The sequence below is a fragment of the Rathayibacter sp. AY1C2 genome (assembly GCF_002931195.1).
GTDB lineage: Bacteria > Actinomycetota > Actinomycetes > Actinomycetales > Microbacteriaceae > Rathayibacter.
Genome location: NZ_PSWG01000030.1, coordinates 1 through 16,570 on the forward strand (window position 1 = coordinate 1; position 16,570 = coordinate 16,570).

Below are 16,570 nucleotides of genomic sequence, written 5' to 3' on the forward strand. Positions count from 1 at the left end.
CCCTCTCGCTCTCCGTCGCCGCCGACGCCGTCGACCTCGCCGAGTCGGGCTCCACCGCCCTCCCGCGCCGGTTCACAGGCGGGGGAGGAGCCGGTCGTCGGCTGCGCGGGGTCGACGGGGTCCGCGGAGGAGGGGCTCGAGGAGCGGCGGTCGGAGGCGCCGGATCCCGCACCGGGAGCGGAGGGGTCCGCAGTCGCCGCCGCATCCTCCGCGGGCGAGGCGGCGGTCGGCGTCGACACCGCTTCCGGGGCGGTCATCGCCTCGGGCGCGAGTGCGGCGGAGGCGAACACCACGGAGAGCACGAGGGTCGTCGTCGGGACGAACGCGGCGAGAGCGCGGGTGGTGCGGGTCACGGACGGTCCAGTTCTGCGGGCTCTGCGATGCGCCCGCCTGTGATTACTACCAGGAGCGTGAAGTGCTCTGCACCCCCGCTTCCGGGTGGAGTGCCGCGGAGCGCGCCAGCGGGCTCGGCCATGCTCGTGCGCCCACCTCCTCGACGAGGCGGCGCTGAGCCGGATCGATCAGGCGACCGATCTCCTTCTCGGGGAGCGCCTGCGGGGGAGCGGCCGTTCCTTCTCGCCCGCGGAGATCGACGTGACGGCGCTCCCGCCCAGGCCCGGCACGTCCTTCGGCATCTGGTGCCCTGAGCCGCGCACATCGAGCCCGCACTCGCCCTGCGCGTCGGATGATGCGCCGCACACGCAGAGGAGGGAGCGCCCGCGGGCACCCCCTCCTCCGTCACGGCCGGTCGACCGGCCGCCGTGCGCTCAGCAGACGCGGGCCGGGTAGGCCACCGTCTGCGCGAGGGTCTCGGAGCCCGCCGTGGCGGTCACCGTCACCTGGCTGCCCGGCATGCTCGCGAGGCGGGTGGTGAACGCGGCCGATCCGCTCGCACCCGCGGCCACCGCGGTGACCGTCTTCGAGCCGTAGGCCGAGGCCATCGCGACGTCGATCGGAGCGGTGCCGCCGTTCTTGGCGAGGACAGTCAGCACCGCCTTCCCGGCGACGCAGCGCGACGTCACGGTCACCGGCACCGTCAGCGCCGGGGCGGCCGCCTCGGGGACGACGATCTCGCCGATCTTGAGGAACGAGCCCGGCGTGGAGAAGGTCAGCTTCAGGCCGGTGGCCGAGACCGCCGCGAACGGGATCGTGGTCAGCGTGCCGTTCGCCGCCGGAGCGACGTTCTGCGCGGTGGTCGGCTTCCAGGTGCCGTCCTCGGCGCGGTAGGCCACGCTCACCGACGCCAGGGTGCCCTCGGTGTTGGTGAAGGTGAGCCCGGCGACGCGGTGCGCCTCGGTGTTCGTCAGCGTGAACTCGGCGCTGCCGGCGAAGGTGCCGTCGGTCCAGGTCGACCAGGGGGTGCTCACGTTGCCGTCGCAGGCGTTCTTCGCGGGGAGGGTCGCGTACTTCGTCTGGCTGAACGACGCCGAGACCGCGGCTCCGGGGACGCGGCAGACGTTCGTCGGCGGCGCGGTGCCCCAGATCTGCACCTCCGAGACCGACTGCCACGTGTTCGCCGCGCTGGTGAGGTGCAGGCGGAGGCCCGTGGTGTCGGGCAGGGAGGACAGGTCGAGGATCGCCGTCGGGGCGGATCCGGTCGCCGCCTGGCTGAGGGTGGTGGCGACCGAGGAGGTCGTCCATGCGCCGTTCACCTGGTACTCGACCTCGATCCTCGAGGGCCAGGTGGCGGTCGCACCGTCCTTGTAGGTGCTGACCGTCACCGAGTCGAGGTTCTGCGCCGCGCCCCAGGAGAAGGAGAGGCGGCTGTCGCGCGGGTAGCCGGCCGAGGACCAGTCGTCCCAGCCCTTGCCCTTGACGTCGCCGTCGATGAGCTTGCCGACGAGGTCCGTGCGGCTCGAGACCGCGACGGACGCTCCGGGAGCGAGGTTCGCGATGCCCGGCTCCGCCACCTCGATCGTGCGGGTGAAGCGGCGGCCGGAGGAGAATCCGGCGTCGGCGGCGAGCGTGCCCGTCACCCGCACCGTGCCGAGCTCGGCGGGGCCGGGGGCGGCCCAGGTCACGGCGACGTCGCGGGTCGAGCCGTTGCTCGCGACCGAGACAGTCGAGGGGAGCGCGGCGGCGATGTCGGCGCCGCGGCGGACCTGCTTCGGCAGACGGGCGTCCACGACCGACCAGACGCCGTCGCCGACCCCCTTGTCGTCCCAGTAGGAGAGGTTCCAGCCGGATCCCCAGCGCGCCGGGTCCTCTTGAGCGGGGTTCCGCATCTCGAGGCGGCCGTTCTCGCCGACCGTCATCGGGAGCCAGACGTAGGTCGAGTCCGACTTGCCCTCGTTCCACCGGTCGCCCATGTAGACGTACTTCCCGGGAGCGAGCGTGAGGACGTTCGTCGACTGCGAGCCGAAGGTCGTCTTGCGGGAGTCGCCGATCGAGAGCAGGCCGTCGCCGCCCTCCGGGATCGCGTTGTAGGCGACGTTCTCGTCGGCGTCGCCCTTCTCGACTCCGCGGGTCCACGCGCCGAGGATCGAGTCGGCGGTGTAGTAGGTCTGCGGGTTCGGCGCCCAGCCGGTCGCCCCGGAGGCGATCGTGTAGTACTTGCCGCCGTTGGCGAAGATCGCGGGCGCCTCGAGGTGTCCGCACTCCTTCACGATCTGGAAGTCGGTGCCGCGCACCGGTGCTCCGGCCGCACCGTCGGCGAAGACGTAGGGGTAGGTTCCGTCGGCCGAGTACTGGTTCGCGTCGAGGGTGTCGGTCGTGGTGGTCCGCTCGACGTTGGTGTAGTCGGCGTCCAGCTTCGCCACGTAGAGCGAGTAGTTCTCCTCGGAGGAGTAGGAGATGTACGCGGTGCCGTCCTCGTCCTGGAAGACGGTCATGTCCCGGGCCTGCCCGGGCACGGCGGAGGTGGTGCAGGCCTTGTAGTCCGTGCGGTTGTAGAGGCGGTAGACGCCCTGGAGCGTGAAGGGCCCGGTCGGGCTGTCCGAGACGGCGACTCCCGCCATCGAGCGCGCATAGGTGCTGCCACCCGGGGTGATGCGGCCGTCGGAGTGCCACCACATGACCCACTTGCCGGTCTTCTCGTTGAAGAGGACCTTGGGGCGCTCGAAGATGGCGGTGTTCGGCGAGGCCTGCGTCGTGTCGAGGTGGTAGTCGAGCTCCGCGATGCGGTCGGCGCGAGGGGCTCCGGAGTCGTCGACGGTGTCGTAGAGCGCGTCGAAGTAAGGGGCCTCGAGGTCGGCCGGAGCCGAGACGCTGCGGAGCGCGGTGCCCTTGTTCTCCCAGTTGTGGCCGTCGGTGGAGCGGTAGACCGCGACTCCGGGGCTGTTCCAGTAGCCCTTCGTGCGGTCCTCGCCGTACCAGTACTGGACCTGCTGACCGCCCTCCTCGACGGTGACGATCTGGCCGCCGTGCGCCTGGATGTGGCGGCCGTCGGTGTCGTACCAGTAGGGCTGGAAGTAGCCGGCCGCGGTGCTGCCCGGGTCCTGGACCGCCGGGTAGTCGGTGTAGGTCACGGGCGTCGAGGTGCGCGGCACTCCGTCGTCGGGATCCGTGGCCACGGCGGCCGAGGCCGACTGCGCTCCTGTGCCCAGGAGTGCTGCGACGAGCAGCGCGGCCACCGCCGCGGCGGCCGTTCGTGGTCGAGACGTCATGCTGTGCTCCTTTGCACCGGGGACTTCGCGCATGTTCACGCAAACATCAGGCTTCCACGGGGCTCTGATGACGTCAACATCCGAATCCATTCGGTCGCCGGATACCGACGGCTGCGCGGGCCGATCCTCGCTGCTCGACCTTCCGGCGCGAACGCTCCGCCCGGTTGGAGGGCGCGCTCCGCGAACCGTCGATCATCCGATGCCGCCCGAACCGCGACCGCCCCCGGGCCGGAGGGCTCGAGGGCGATCGGACGTGCGGTGCGGCCTAGCCGCCGACCGCCTTCCGGATATCGATCTCAGGGCTGCGAGGATCTCGCGCGCTCGAGGATGGCCGCGATCACGGCGGACTTCGCCTCGGCGTAGTCGTTCCCGTCCTCCCAGCGCCGGAGGAGGAGAGACGCCTTCGTGCTGCGGTAGAGCTCGCGGTCGGCCGGGTCGGTGCGCAGCCGGTCGCGCAGGAGGAGGTACGCGTCGATCGCGGGATGACCCTCCTCGTAGATGTGGACGTGGGCGTCCCGTCCGGGCGTGCGGATGAGCCGGTGCCCGGGCTCGCGGGTGCGCAGGACGTAGCCGGCCGCGAGCAGCGGCGCGACGTGGTCCTCCTCCGCCGTGACGTCGGGCACGACGACGAGCACGTCGACGATCGGCTTCGCGGGCAGGCCCGGGACGGAGGTCGAGCCGATGTGCTCGACCCGCACGCCCGGGACGGCCTCGAGGATGCGCCGCCGGTGCTCCTCGAACACGGCGGACCACTCGGGGTCGTGCTCGTGCAGGGCGAGCTCGAGCGGCTCCGGTCCGCCGACGAGCTCGACGGAGACGACGTCGGGGCGGCGGGGGGAGCGGTGCGGAGTCACCGGGTCATCCTGCCAGGGGTGCCGCAGGGCGGGTGCGGTTCACTGGAGCGGTGAGCACCCTCCTCGTCACCGCGCACCCCGACCGCGACTCCCTCACCGCCGCCCTCGCCCGGCGGCTGCGGGACGAGCTCGGCCCCGACGGAGTGGAGACGGCCGACCTCGACAGCGAGGGCTTCGACCCGCGGTTCGGCGCGGCCGACCGGGACCGCTACCGCGGTGTCGGCCCGGTTCCCGACGACGTCCTCCGCGAGCAGCGCCGGCTCGACGGCGTCGACCACCTCGTGCTCGTCTTCCCCGTCTACTGGTGGTCGATGCCCGCGCTGCTGAAGGGCTGGATCGACCGCGTCTTCCTCGCCGGCTGGGCCTTCGACATCGACCCCGTCCACGGCACGCAGCGCAGGCTCGGCGCTCTGACCGTCCACCTCGTCCTCGTCGCGGGGGACTCCGCCGGGACCTACGAGCGGCACGGCTACGAGCAGGCGCTGCTGACGCAGATCCAGCACGGGATCATCGACTACTGCGGAGCCCGGCGCGGCGCAGCCGTCTTCGTCCACGAGTCCGAGCGCGAGGACGACGCGAGCCGCAGGGCGGCGGTCGAGGACGCGGTCGAGCGGACCGTGGAGGCGATCAGGGCTGATCCGCCTGCAGCGCTCCAGTGACGAGGGCCTGCACGAGGGTGTCGGCGTCGTAGTCCGGATCGTGGGCGGCGCCGATGCAGAGGTTGCCGATGCCCTTGAGGAGCATGTAGCCGCTGAGGCTCGACGCCGGGATCCGGGCGGGTCGTGCCGCCTCGAGCAGGTCGCCGCAGACGGGGACGAGCCGCTCCACGAAGTAGGCGTGCAGGGCGTCGGATCCGGCACTGTCGCCCTGGAGCGCACCGGCGAGGCCGTGCTTGGTCACCAGGAGGTCGACGAAGTGGGCGACCCAGGCCCGGAGGGCGGCCTCCGTGGTCGCGCTGTCGGCGAGCAGCCGTGGGCCCGCCTCCGCGCAGGCCTCGACCTGGTGGCGGTAGACGGCGACCACGAGCTCCGAGCGGGTCGGGAAGTGCCGGTAGATCGTCCCCATGCCGACGCCGGCCTCCGCAGCGATCTCGCGGACCGGCGCGTCCACGCCGGAGGCCACGAACACCGTCGCCGCGGCGGCGAGCAGAGCGTCGCGACTCGTCCGCGGTCGGCCGGGCGTGCGGGGCGCACGGTCGCTCATCGGTTCTCCTTGCTTGTCGGAGCGGCGCTCCGTAATGCCTCCGAGCGCAGCTCCACCACGTTCCGGAGCAGTGCTCCGCAATGTTCCGGAGCAGCGCTCCGACGATTGTGCCAGAGCGCCGCCACCCAGGAAGGACCCTCGTGCCCACTCCGCTCCTCGACTCGTCGACCCCCGGTGAGCACCGCCCGATGCGCGGTCCGCACGGCCGAGCGCGACCCCTCTCGATCCGTCGCGAACGGCCCGTCGTCGAGGGGCGGACGGGCCGTTCGCGACGGATGAGCGGAGCGGGTCCTGCCGTCAGCGCGGGGCGCGCAGCCCGGCGAGCGGGCCGTCGTGCAGCGGCTCCGTCTCCCAGCGGACGCGGGCGGTGCGGTCGGGAGCGAGCTCGACGTGCAGGCGGTGCGGGGTCTCGAGGAACACGACGTCGACCAGCACGCTGTCGCCCGAGGGTCCGGCGCTCGCCGCGAACGGCCCGTCGACGGTCCAGGCTCCTGCGCCGGGCGTCACGGCGAAGCGCTCGTCGCCCTCGATCAGCGCGAGCGTCCAGCCGCCCTCGTCGGCCGTCACCTCGACGGCCTCGGGCCACGATCCGACCGGCGTGTAGCTCCCGGTCGCGGGGGAGGCGCCCTCGAGCGGGCGAAGGGCGAGCTCCGACAGCCGGTCGGCCAGCCGGGCGTCGGCCTCCGCCGTGGACCCGCGGCCGACGGCGGGGAGCAGGTGCTCCCAGGCGAGCGCGAGCAGCGTCTGCGTGTCCGAGGTCTGGCCGGTCAGCGCGATCACGAGCTCGTGCTCGGGCACGATCAGGCTGAATTGCCCGTACGCGCCGTCCGCGCGGTAGCCGTGCAGCGACCGCCAGAACTGGAAGCCGTAGCCCTGCTGCCAGTCCGGTCCGCCGTCCTCGTGGGTCGGGACGTGCGCGCGGGACGCCTCGGCGACCCACTCCGGCGAGAGGATCCGCTGGTCGCCCCAGCGCCCCTCCTGCAGGTACAGCAGTCCGAGTGCAGCGGCCGCCTCGGTGGTGGCGTGCAGCCCGCTGTAGCCGAGCTCGCGCCCCGAGTCGTCGCGATGCCAGGCGACCTCGCCGATGCCGAGCGGATCGAGCAGGCGCGGGCGCAGGTAGTCGGTCAGCGACTGCCCGCTCACGCGCTGCACGATCGCGGCGGCGGCGAAGGTGCAGGGCTGGTTGTAGGCGAAGACGCTGCCCGGCTCCTGCTCCGGCGGGAGGAGGAGGAAGCCGCGCACCAGGTCGACCGGGTCCCTCTCCTCGGCGCGGTCGATCGTCTCGGCGGAGTGGCCGCTCGCCATCGCGAGGACGTGGCGGACGCGGATCGCACGCGAGCGCGGGTCGGTGATCTCGTCGTCGAGCTCGGGGAAGTACGAGAGGACGGTGGCGTCCAGATCGACCGGGCCCTCCGCGACCGCGAGGCCGACGGCGGTCGCGGTGAAGCTCTTGCTCAGCGAGTAGAAGAGGTGCAGCCGCTCGGCCGAGTACGGCGCCCACCAGCCCTCGGCGACCACGTCGCCGCCCTGCACGACCATCAGCCCGTGCAGCTCGACGCCGGGAGCGGCCTCGACCCCGTCGACGAAGGCCAGCACTCCCTCGGCGTCGACGGAGCGGGCGGACGGGGTGCTTCTCGGCAGTGAGCGCGTCATCCTCCGATGCTACGACCGGGGCGGCGCCGCCTCCGCCCGGGGGCAGGGGCGGCGCCGCCTAGGCGGTCGGCTCGGCGGGGAAGGGGCCGAGGCCGAGCAGGAAGCGGAGGATCGCGTCGGCCGGCACGCGCAGGGCGGGGCCGGAGCCGAGCTCCCACTCCGCGTCGGTCGGAGCGAGGGTGCGACCGCGGACGGCGGCGCGGATCGCGAGCGGCGCGCGCTGCAGGCGGTCCAGGGCCACCCCGCCGGTGATGCGGGAGGAGAGGGCGAGCGGCTCGGGGGAGAGGGCGAGCTCGACGCGGACGACCTCGACCAGCTCGGCGACCGAGCGGGGACCGGCGCCGGCGCGGCGAGCGGAGGCGAGAGCGGCCAGGGCCGGGGCGATCTCGGCGGCAGGGGGAGGGGAGGAGGCCTCGCGGGCGCCCATCCGCGTCGCGAGGCGCTGGCCGGTGCTGCTCGAGAGCCGCACGACGAGCTCTCCGAGCAGGGCGTCCCGGGAGACGGCACTGGCCGCCTCGCCTTCCGTGGTGGAGGGCGAGGCGGCCAGGACGGCGAGGCGGTCGAGCCTCTCGGCGACGAGGGGGCGCCAGTCGTTGCTGACGCCCGTCTCGTCGACCGAGGGCCCGGTGCTCAGCGGCAGGAACCGCGACCAGTCGGGCACGACCGCAGGGCCTAGCGTCCGCCCGAGCGGCGCTTGTTGTAGACGTCGAAGGCGACCGCGAGCAGGAGCACGAGGCCCTTGACCGCCTGCTGCCACTCGATGCCGATGCCCATGATCGACATTCCGTTGTTCAGGACGCCGATGATGAGGCCACCGATGATCGCGCCGCCGATGGTGCCGACGCCGCCCTGGACCGCCGCGCCGCCGATGAACGCGGCCGAGATGGCCTCGAGCTCGAAGCCGTCGCCCGCCTTCGGGCCGGCGAGGTTGAGTCGCGCGGTGAAGACGAGGCCGGCCAGCGCCGCGAGGACGCCCATGTTGACGAACAGCCAGAAGGTGACGTTGCGGGTCTTGATGCCGGACAGCTCCGCGGCGTGCAGGTTGCCGCCGATCGCGTAGACGTGGCGGCCGAAGACGGAGCGGTTCATGACCACGCCGTAGATCAGGACGAGCACGGCGAGCACGATCAGGGTGACCGGGATGCCCTTGAAGGTGGCCAGCGCGAAGGAGAAGGCCGCGATCACGACGGAGACGAGGACGAGCTTGGTGACGAACCAGGCGCCCGGCTCGACGCTCTGCGCGTACTTCTGGCGGCCGCGGCGGGTGCGCACGGACTGCACGGCGAAGGCGACGATCGCGAGCGCGCCGATGACGAGCGACAGCGGGTCGAGGTCGGTCTCGCCGAACAGGTCGGTGAGGAAGCCGTTGCCCAGCGCGCGGTACTCGGTCGGGAAGGAGCCGATGTTCGCGTTGCCGAGGACGACGAGCGCCAGGCCGCGGAAGATCAGCATGCCCGCCAGGGTCACGATGAACGCCGGGATTCCGACGTAGGCGATCCAGAAGCCCTGCCACGCTCCGACCAGGGCGCCGATGAGGAGGGAGAGGATGATCGACAGCCACCACGGGAGACCCATGTTGACCGCGAAGACGCCGGAGATCGCTCCGACGAACGCCGCGACCGAGCCGACCGAGAGGTCGATGTGCCCGGCCACGATGACCATCACCATGCCGATGGCGAGGATCAGGATGTAGCCGTTCTGGACGATCAGGTTCGAGATGTTCTGGGGGCGGAGGAGGATTCCGCCGGTCATCACCTCGAACAGCAGCACCACCACGATGAGGGCGATGAAGATGCCGTTCTTGCCGAGGTCGCCCAGCACATGGCTGAGGCGCTTCGTGAAGGCGTTCTCGGTGGGCTTCACCTGCGCACCGGCCGCGGTGGACGGTTCGTTCTGCAGATCGGTCATCGTTGCTTCTCCTGGGTCATGAGGGTGAGGACCGCCTCGGGCGTCGCCTCGGCGATGGGCAGCTCGCCCGTGATCCGGCCCTCCGACAGCGCGTAGACGCGGTCGCAGATGCCGAGCAGCTCCGGCAGCTCGGAGGAGATGACGATGATCCCCTTACCCTGCGCCGCGAGCCGGTTGATGATGGTGTAGATCTCGTACTTCGCACCCACGTCGATGCCGCGGGTGGGCTCGTCGAGGATGAGGACGTCCGGGTCGGAGTAGATCCACTTCGACAGGACGACCTTCTGCTGGTTGCCGCCGGAGAGCTTCCCGGTCTTGGCGAGCACGGTCGGCGACTTGATGTTCATGCTGCCGCGGTACTCGTTGGCGACCTCGAACTCGCGGTTGTCGTCGACGAGTCCGCCGCGGGCGACCTTGTCGAGCGACGCGAGCGAGATGTTCCGCTTGATGTCGTCGATGAGGTTGAGGCCGTAGTGCTTGCGGTCCTCGGTCGCGTAGGCGAGCCCGTGGGCGATTGCCTCCGAGACGTTGCGGATCTTGATCTCCTTGCCGGCCTTGAAGACCTGGCCGGAGATGCGGCTGCCGTAGGAGCGGCCGAAGAGGCTCATCGCGAACTCGGTGCGCCCGGCGCCCATGAGCCCGGCGATGCCGACGATCTCGCCGCGGTGGACCGACAGGTTGACCTTGTCCACCATGACCCGGGACGGGTCCTGGGGGTGGTGGGCCGTCCAGTCGACCACGCGCAGGATCTCCTCGCCGATGTGCGGCGTGTGGTCCGGGTAGCGGTGGTCGAGGTCGCGGCCGACCATGTCCTTGATGATGCGGTCCTCGGTGACGTCGTCGTGAGCGATCGTCTCGATGGTCTTGCCGTCGCGGATGACCGTGACGGTGTCCGCGATCTTCTTGATCTCGTTCAGCTTGTGGCTGATGATGATCGACGTGATGCCCTGCTCCTTGAGGTGCAGGATCAGATCGAGCAGGTGGTCCGAGTCCTCGTCGTTCAGGGCGGCGGTGGGCTCGTCGAGGATGAGCAGCTTGACCCGCTTGGAGAGCGCCTTCGCGATCTCGACGAGCTGCTGCTTGCCGACTCCGATCTCCATGATCTTGGTGGTCGGGTTCTCGCGCAGACCCACGCGGGCCAGCAGCGCCGCCGCCTCCTGGTTGGTCTTGTTCCAGTCGATCAGGCCGCCGAAGCCGCGCACCTCGTTGCCGAGGAAGATGTTCTCCGCGATGGAGAGGTAGGGGCTGAGGGCCAGCTCCTGGTGGATGATGACGATGCCCTTCGCCTCCGAGTCGCGGATGCTGGAGAACTGCATCACCTCGTCCTCGAAGACGATGTCGCCCTCGTAGGTGCCGTGCGGGTAGACGCCCGACAGGACCTTCATCAGCGTCGACTTGCCGGCGCCGTTCTCCCCGCAGATCGCGTGGACTTCGCCGCGCTGTGCGTTGAGCGTGACGTCCTGGAGCGCCTTCACGCCCGGGAACGTCTTGGTGATGCCGCGCATCTCGAGGATGTTCGAGGTCACGCCGCCTCCCTTCCTTCGTAGTGGGGGAGGGCGCCCAGTGGGCGCCCTCCCGGGGTGTTCCTTCTCGGGTGAGGAGAGAGGACTAGCCGTTCACTTCCGCGTCGGTGTAGTAGCCGCCGTCGACGAGGACGGACTGGATCTGGTCCTTGGTGACGATGACCGGCTCGAGCAGGAAGGACGGGACGACCTTCTTGCCGTTGTCGTAGGTGTCGGTGTCGTTGACCTCGGGCTCGGTGCCCTCGAGCACGGCCTGGGCCATCTTCACGGCCTCCTTGGCGAGCTCGCGGGTGTCCTTGTAGATGGTCGCGTACTGCTCGCCGGCGATGATCGCCTTGACGGAGTCGAGCTCGGCGTCCTGACCGGTGATGATCGGGAAGTCGGAGCCGACGGTGTAGCCGGCGTCGGTCAGAGCCGAGATGATGCCGCGGCTGAGGCCGTCGTAGGGCGAGAGGACGCCCTGGACCTTGGAGCCGTCGGAGTACGTCTTGGTGAGGATGTCCTCCATGCGGCTCTGGGCGACCTCGCCGTCCCAGCGCAGCGTGGCGACGGTGTTGAAGTCGGTCTCGCCGGACTTCACGACGAGCGTCTTGTCGTCGATGTACGGCTGGAGGGTGTCCATCGCGCCGTTGAAGAAGAACGTGGCGTTGTTGTCGTCGGGGCTGCCGGCGAACAGCTCGACGTTGAACGGGCCGGCGGGGGCGTCGGCGGCCTTCGCGCCGGTGAGGTCGGTGAGACCGAGGCCCGCGAGGAGCGAGGTGGCCTGCTGGACGCCCACCTTGTAGTTGTCGAACGTGGCGTAGTAGTCCACGTTCTCGGAGTCGCGGATGAGGCGGTCGTAGGCGATGACGGGGATGTCGTTGGCCTTGGCCTCCTCGAGCACGCTCGTGAGGGTGGTGCCGTCGATCGAGGCGACGATCAGGGCCTTGGCGCCCTTGGTGATCATGTTCTCGAGCTGCGAGACCTGGGTGGGGATGTCGTCCTCGGCGTACTGCAGGTCGACCTTGTAGCCGGCCTCCTCGAGCTGCGACTTGACGTTGTTGCCGTCAGCGATCCAGCGCTCGGACGACTTGGTCGGCATCGCGACGCCGACGAGGCCGCCGTCGCCGGATCCCGAGCCCGAGCCGCCACCGGTTCCGGAGGAGCAGGCGGCGAGGGAGAGGATCATCGCTCCGCCGGCGATGCCGGCGATGAGAGCGCGCTTCATTGTGGTCACTGTGATTCCTTCGTCATTGAATGCAGTGGATGCAGGGCCGCCCTCGGGATCGGGGCGGAGATGTGATGCCATGTGAGCGATCACATTGCGTCATGCTAGACCCGACGGCGCCGTTCGTGTCAACGCGCACGTCTCGACTCGGTAACGGGACACCGGCGGCCTCGCATACCGCGTCGTCCGCTCCCCGACCGCTCGTGTCAAGGGTCCCCGGCCCCGGAAGGGAGCCGGAGCCGTCGGCGTTGCGTTCAGCACTGTCGAAAGGACGCACACCATGACGAAGACCTGGTTCATCACCGGCGCCTCGAAGGGCTTCGGCCGCGAGTGGGCCGAGGCGGCGCTCGAGCGCGGCGACTCGGTCGCCGGCACCGCCCGCCGGATCGAGACCCTCGACGCCCTCGTCGAGGAGTATCCGGACACGTTCCTCCCGCTGACCCTCGACGTGACCGACCGCGCGGCCGGCTTCGCCGCTGTGCAGGCCGCGGCCGAGCGGTTCGGCCGGCTGGACGTCGTGATCAACAACGCCGGCTACGGGCACTTCGGCATGATCGAGGAGCTCACCGAGGAGGAGGTCCGCGCGCAGCTCGAGACCAACGTCTTCGGCGCCCTCTGGATCACCCAGGCCGCGCTGCCGATCCTCCGCGAGCAGGGCTCGGGCCACATCGTCCAGGTGTCGAGCATCGGCGGCATCAGCGCGTTCCCCTCGATCGGCGCGTACCACGCGTCGAAGTGGGCGTTCGAGGGCTTCACCCAGTCGCTGGCCGCCGAGGTCGCCGGCTTCGGGATCCACGTGACCCTCGTCGAGCCCGGCGGGTACTCGACCGACTGGTCCGGTCCCTCCGCGTCGCGCAGCGAGCCGATCGCCGCGTACGACGAGGTCCGGGAGGCAGCGAGCCGACGCCCCTCCGCCGCTCAGCAGGGCGACCCGCGGGCCTCGCGCCTCGGGATCCTCGCGGTCGTGGACGCGGACGAGCCGCCGCTGCGGATCTTCTTCGGGCGCGCGCCGCTGGGCATCGCGACGGCGGACTACGAGTCGCGCCTCGAGACCTGGAAGCGCTGGAACGACGTGTCGATCGCCGCTCACGGCGAGTGATCCCGGGCGGTCGCGGCGCGAGGGCGTCGCGGCCGCCGGTCAGCGCGAGGCGGTGACGCTCGCGCTCCGGGGGACGGCCGTGGATCCGCGGACGACCAGCTGCGGAGCGATCGGCGCCGCCTTCTCCGGCCGGTCGCCCTCGATCAGGCTGAGCAGCGCGGCCACGCACCGGCGTCCGAGCTCCACGAAGTCCTGGCGGACGCTGGTCAGCGGCGGCCAGTAGAACGCCGCCTCGGGGATGTCGTCGAAGCCGATGACGCTGACGTCCTCCGGCACGCGGACCCCGCGCTCGTGGAACGCGCTCATCAGTCCGAGCGCCATCTGGTCGTTCCCCGCGAACACCGCGGTGAAGTCGAGGAAGCGCGAGAGCTCGAGGCCCACGCGGTGGCCGCGCTCGGCGCTCCAGTCGCCGAGCAGCGGCGGGCGCAGCGGGATCGAGCGGTGGTCGAGCTCGGCGAGGTAGCCGCGCATCCGCGCCTCGGCCTCGATCCAGTCCTGCGGGCCGGCGAGGTGCACGATCTCGGTGTGCCCGAGGTCGATCAGGTGCCCGGTGGCGATGCGGGCGCCGGCCATCTGGTCGACGTAGAGCGCGTCGTCGCGGTCGTCCTCGCTCGTCTGCAGCGTCACGTGCGGGATGCGCAGCGCGACTCCGGAGAGGATGTCGAAGACGCGGATCTGCGGGGCGACGACCACGAGGCCCTCGACCGCCTGGTTGAGCAGATGCCGGATCCCGGCCTGGATCGACGCGCCGTCGGTGCCGTCGACGTTGGCCGTGACCACGAGGTAGCCCGCGTCGCGCGCCGCCACCTCGATGGCCTGGATGCTGGAGGCCGGACCGTACTGCAGGCTCTGCGAGGACAGCACGCCGACGGTGCGGGTGCGGCTGGTGACCAGTGCCCGTGCGGCGAGGTTGGGGCGGTAGTCGAGCTCGGCCATCACCTCGAGCACGCGCTTCTTCGTCTCGGCGCGGAGGCTCGGGTGGTCGTTCAGGACGCGGGAGACGGTCTGGTGCGAGACGCCGGCCGCGCGGGCGACGTCGTAGATGCTCGGCGCCCGCGACGCGGGCTTGTCTTCCGGCATCGGGGCACCGCGGCTCTCTGTGATCGGCGCCTCCGACGCAGGACCGGGGCGCCCTCACGGGCGGCTCGCCCGTCCGCGGGCGCGTGTGAGCACACTTTACGTCCCTCGGCGCGGGGGCCTGCACACCGACGGAACCTCGACGGCTCGGACGGGGTGCCGCTCCCGGATCGGCCGGACGTTCCGGCGCCGCTGGTGCGGGCGCGCCGGAACGGCGCGATCCGCGCTTCCGCCCGGCGGTCGTCGCAGCGGGTGGTCGCCGCGGTCGGGTCAGCCGTCGAAGACCTCGGCCGAGGCGGAGGCCGCATCGGAGCGGAGCGCGGCGACGAGGTCCTCGGGACAGTCCTCGAAGGCCGTCCTCTCCGGACCGGGAGGCGTGTGCGCTCGGACGTCGACGACGGATCCCTGGGGCGCGACGGCGTCGGGCGATCACAGGCGCCGCCCTGCGGTCCGGGGTACTTTCCCGCGTGTGAACGACAGCGACGAGAAGTCCGGGAGAGGCTGGCGCATCGATCTCGGCGAGCCGCCGGAGAGCGTGTCCGGCGATGTCGTCGACGCTCTCGATAAGGTGTCCGCGGAATTCGCGGCATTCCGGAGCGGGACTTCCGGCGAGGGCGGAGAAAGGGCCGCGGCCCTCCGCGGAGCCGCCCGACTCGGGGCCGGAGAGCACCGGCTCGCCGTCGCCTCGGGGCTGACGCGGGAAGGCGTCCGCGCCTTTCTCGCGGGGGGATGATAAGCCGTCGGAGAGGCGGTTTCCCCGTGCCTCGACGAGCCGGCGCCGAAGGAAGAGAAAGGCCTCGAGAAGGCGCGGCATCCGGAGAGATCGGAGACGACGAATGGACGACGAGGAGTGGGCTCGGTACCTTCTCGCGATGGAGCGCCGAGCACCGACGAATCAGGACGGGGCGGCCGCGGAACGCCGTGACGCGATGCTGGCGGCCGTCCTGCGGGAGCTCGACGCGGTCGATCCGTACGGACTCGAGCCGGGTCGCGAGGACGGCGCTCCCCGCGACGAGCACGCGTCTGAGGCGGCCCCGATCGCGAGCATCCTCCTGCGCCGAGGACGGATCACCGGCGAGGAGCTCGACTCCGTCTGGCGGTTCTGGTTCGGCGAGCCGCTGAGCGCCCTGCTCGGCGACGGCTTCGCCCCGCTCCTGGCGCGGCTCGACCGGCTCGCTCCTCCCTCGGCGGAGGACTGACGGGCGTCGGCTCCCGGCGGCGGACCGGCCGCGGTCCCGGCGTCCCGGGTCGCTCCGCCTAGCTCCGCTCGCGGAAGAAGCGGATGAGCTCGCGCAGGGCCTGGAGCGTCGCGCTCTCGGCCTCGGCGTCGTCGAGGTCGTCGAAGGAGGTGCGGAGCCCGGCGGCGTCGGCGTCGGCGGCGGACTCGAACGCCATCGACCACTCCGGGAACAGCCGCTCCCGGATCGGCTCCTCGAGGAGGGTGCGCAGCTGCGCGTGGCGCTCGTCGGCGGCGATGACGGCCATCCGCTCGCGCAGGACCTCGTCCGGCCCCTCGAGCACCTGGAGGAATCGGCCGTCGCGGTGCAGGAGCATGCCGGTCAGGCCGAGGCGCTCGTTGTTCGCGCGGCACTGGGCGAGCAGCGCGGGGAGGTCGGCGTCCGTGAAGCCGGCGGAGGTGCGGCTGGAGTAGACGAGGGAGAGCATGGCGTCCGTTCCGGGTGGGGGAGGCGGGCGCCTCCGCTCCCAGTGGACCACCGACAGCGCCTCCCGCACGGCCACTTCCGCCGGCGGCGGCGGGCTGCTAGAGCTAGCCGACCGTGATCGGAGCGGCGGACGGACGGGTGCCCTGCCGCATCCAGACGAAGAACCCGACCAGGGTGAACGCGCCGTAGAAGACGTACATCAGCCCCGACGCGTAGTAGCCGGCCGAGAACAGCAACGGCACGCCGACCAGGTCGACGGCCACCCAGATGAGCCAGAACTCGGTCCAGCCCTTCGCCATGCCGTAGGTGGCGAGGACGGAGCCGACGAAGATCCACGCGTCGCTCCAGACCGGCTCGTAGGAGCCGAGCGCGCGGAACACCGGGGTCAGCACCGCGGTGCCGCCGACCATCCCGAGCACCAGCAGGCCGCGGGTGCGCCACGACGCCCAGCGCGGCTCGATCAGGGTGGTCGAGTCGTCGGGGCGGTGGGTCCACCGGTACCAGCCGTAGACGCTGACCAGGATGAACATCACCTGCCGCCCGGCCTGGCCGAGCAGGTTGACGGGGTTCGGAGTGCCGAACAGGGCGCCCATGAAGACCGTGAACAGCAGCACGTTGCCGATGAGGCCGACGGGCCAGGCCCAGACCTTCCGCCGCATCCCGCCGAGGGCGCTGAGGAGCCCGAAGACGTTGCCGATGACCTCCCGCCAGAGGACGGTCTGCTCGCCGATGACGATCTGCGCGTCGAACAGCCAGTGCACGAGGTCCACGAGGCCT

The 16,570-nt window shown here is 71.4% G+C and carries 15 protein-coding genes and 1 pseudogene; 4 read left to right on the plus strand and 12 right to left on the minus strand.

Annotated elements, in window-relative coordinates; genetic code table 11:
• From C5C55_RS15270 to C5C55_RS15280, 3 genes and pseudogenes are all read right to left on the minus strand, one after another.
• Positions 1 to 353, minus strand: a pseudogene (locus tag C5C55_RS15270) (hypothetical protein); the annotation flags it as partial.
• Positions 354 to 767: 414 nt separating this feature from the next.
• A complete protein-coding gene (locus tag C5C55_RS15275) occupies positions 768 to 3,605 on the minus strand; it encodes a glycoside hydrolase family 43 protein (protein ID WP_104234502.1) in 2,838 nt (945 codons plus the stop codon).
• A 296-nt stretch (positions 3,606 to 3,901) separates the two neighbouring features.
• Complete coding sequence (locus C5C55_RS15280) at positions 3,902 to 4,459, minus strand: GrpB family protein (RefSeq protein ID WP_104234503.1); 558 nt, start codon at positions 4,457 to 4,459, stop codon at positions 3,902 to 3,904.
• Positions 4,460 to 4,509: 50 nt separating this feature from the next.
• On the opposite strand from C5C55_RS15280, the gene C5C55_RS15285 reads away from it, so the two are divergent.
• Entirely contained in the window at positions 4,510 to 5,118 is a 609-nt protein-coding gene (locus tag C5C55_RS15285) for an NAD(P)H-dependent oxidoreductase (protein WP_104234504.1), read from the plus strand.
• On the opposite strand, the gene C5C55_RS15290 is transcribed toward C5C55_RS15285, so the two are convergent.
• The 6 genes from C5C55_RS15290 to chvE all read right to left on the minus strand — a co-directional run bounded on the left by C5C55_RS15290 (position 5,087) and on the right by chvE (position 11,953).
• A complete protein-coding gene (locus tag C5C55_RS15290; protein ID WP_104234505.1) occupies positions 5,087 to 5,662 on the minus strand; it encodes a TetR/AcrR family transcriptional regulator in 576 nt (191 codons plus the stop codon). The genes C5C55_RS15285 and C5C55_RS15290 overlap by 32 nt on opposite strands.
• Positions 5,663 to 5,959: 297 nt before the next feature.
• Entirely contained in the window at positions 5,960 to 7,315 is a 1,356-nt protein-coding gene (locus tag C5C55_RS15295; RefSeq protein ID WP_104234506.1) for a serine hydrolase, read from the minus strand.
• 58 nt (positions 7,316 to 7,373) lie between these two features.
• Positions 7,374 to 7,976: a hypothetical protein gene (locus C5C55_RS15300; RefSeq protein ID WP_104234507.1), complete on the minus strand. Its 603-nt coding sequence runs from the start codon at positions 7,974 to 7,976 to the stop codon at positions 7,374 to 7,376.
• Between the two features lie 11 nt (positions 7,977 to 7,987).
• Positions 7,988 to 9,223 (minus strand): multiple monosaccharide ABC transporter permease, encoded by a 1,236-nt coding sequence (mmsB, locus tag C5C55_RS15305; RefSeq protein ID WP_104227395.1) that lies wholly within the window; start codon positions 9,221 to 9,223, stop codon positions 7,988 to 7,990.
• On the minus strand, positions 9,220 to 10,749 hold the full coding sequence (gene mmsA / locus C5C55_RS15310) for a multiple monosaccharide ABC transporter ATP-binding protein (protein ID WP_104234508.1): 1,530 nt from the start codon (positions 10,747 to 10,749) through the stop codon (positions 9,220 to 9,222). The genes mmsB and mmsA overlap by 4 nt, the downstream gene beginning before the upstream one ends.
• Before the next feature lie 82 nt (positions 10,750 to 10,831).
• Positions 10,832 to 11,953, minus strand: coding sequence for a multiple monosaccharide ABC transporter substrate-binding protein (chvE, locus tag C5C55_RS15315; protein ID WP_104227397.1), 1,122 nt, complete (start codon positions 11,951 to 11,953; stop codon positions 10,832 to 10,834).
• Positions 11,954 to 12,233: 280 nt separating this feature from the next.
• On the opposite strand from chvE, the gene C5C55_RS15320 reads away from it, so the two are divergent.
• Complete coding sequence (locus C5C55_RS15320) at positions 12,234 to 13,052, plus strand: SDR family oxidoreductase (protein ID WP_104234509.1); 819 nt, start codon at positions 12,234 to 12,236, stop codon at positions 13,050 to 13,052.
• Positions 13,053 to 13,091: 39 nt separating this feature from the next.
• Here the strand turns inward: C5C55_RS15320 and C5C55_RS15325 are convergent, their stop codons facing one another.
• Positions 13,092 to 14,132: a LacI family DNA-binding transcriptional regulator gene (locus tag C5C55_RS15325; RefSeq protein ID WP_104234510.1), complete on the minus strand. Its 1,041-nt coding sequence runs from the start codon at positions 14,130 to 14,132 to the stop codon at positions 13,092 to 13,094.
• Positions 14,133 to 14,598: 466 nt separating this feature from the next.
• On the opposite strand from C5C55_RS15325, the gene C5C55_RS15330 reads away from it, so the two are divergent.
• Together C5C55_RS15330 and C5C55_RS15335 are read left to right on the plus strand one after the other, a co-directional pair.
• A complete protein-coding gene (locus tag C5C55_RS15330) occupies positions 14,599 to 14,862 on the plus strand; it encodes a hypothetical protein (protein WP_104227400.1) in 264 nt (87 codons plus the stop codon).
• A 139-nt stretch (positions 14,863 to 15,001) separates the two neighbouring features.
• Positions 15,002 to 15,328 carry a hypothetical protein gene (locus C5C55_RS15335; RefSeq protein WP_146080968.1) on the plus strand — a complete coding sequence of 109 codons (327 nt, stop codon included), beginning with the start codon at positions 15,002 to 15,004 and terminating at the stop codon, positions 15,326 to 15,328.
• Between the two features lie 58 nt (positions 15,329 to 15,386).
• On the opposite strand, the gene C5C55_RS15340 is transcribed toward C5C55_RS15335, so the two are convergent.
• Together C5C55_RS15340 and pnuC are read right to left on the minus strand one after the other, a co-directional pair.
• Positions 15,387 to 15,794, minus strand: a complete 408-nt coding sequence (locus C5C55_RS15340) for a BLUF domain-containing protein (protein WP_104234512.1) — start codon at positions 15,792 to 15,794, stop codon at positions 15,387 to 15,389.
• A 103-nt stretch (positions 15,795 to 15,897) separates the two neighbouring features.
• Complete coding sequence (gene pnuC / locus C5C55_RS15345) at positions 15,898 to 16,563, minus strand: nicotinamide riboside transporter PnuC (protein WP_104227403.1); 666 nt, start codon at positions 16,561 to 16,563, stop codon at positions 15,898 to 15,900.
• Positions 16,564 to 16,570 lie beyond the last annotated feature (7 nt).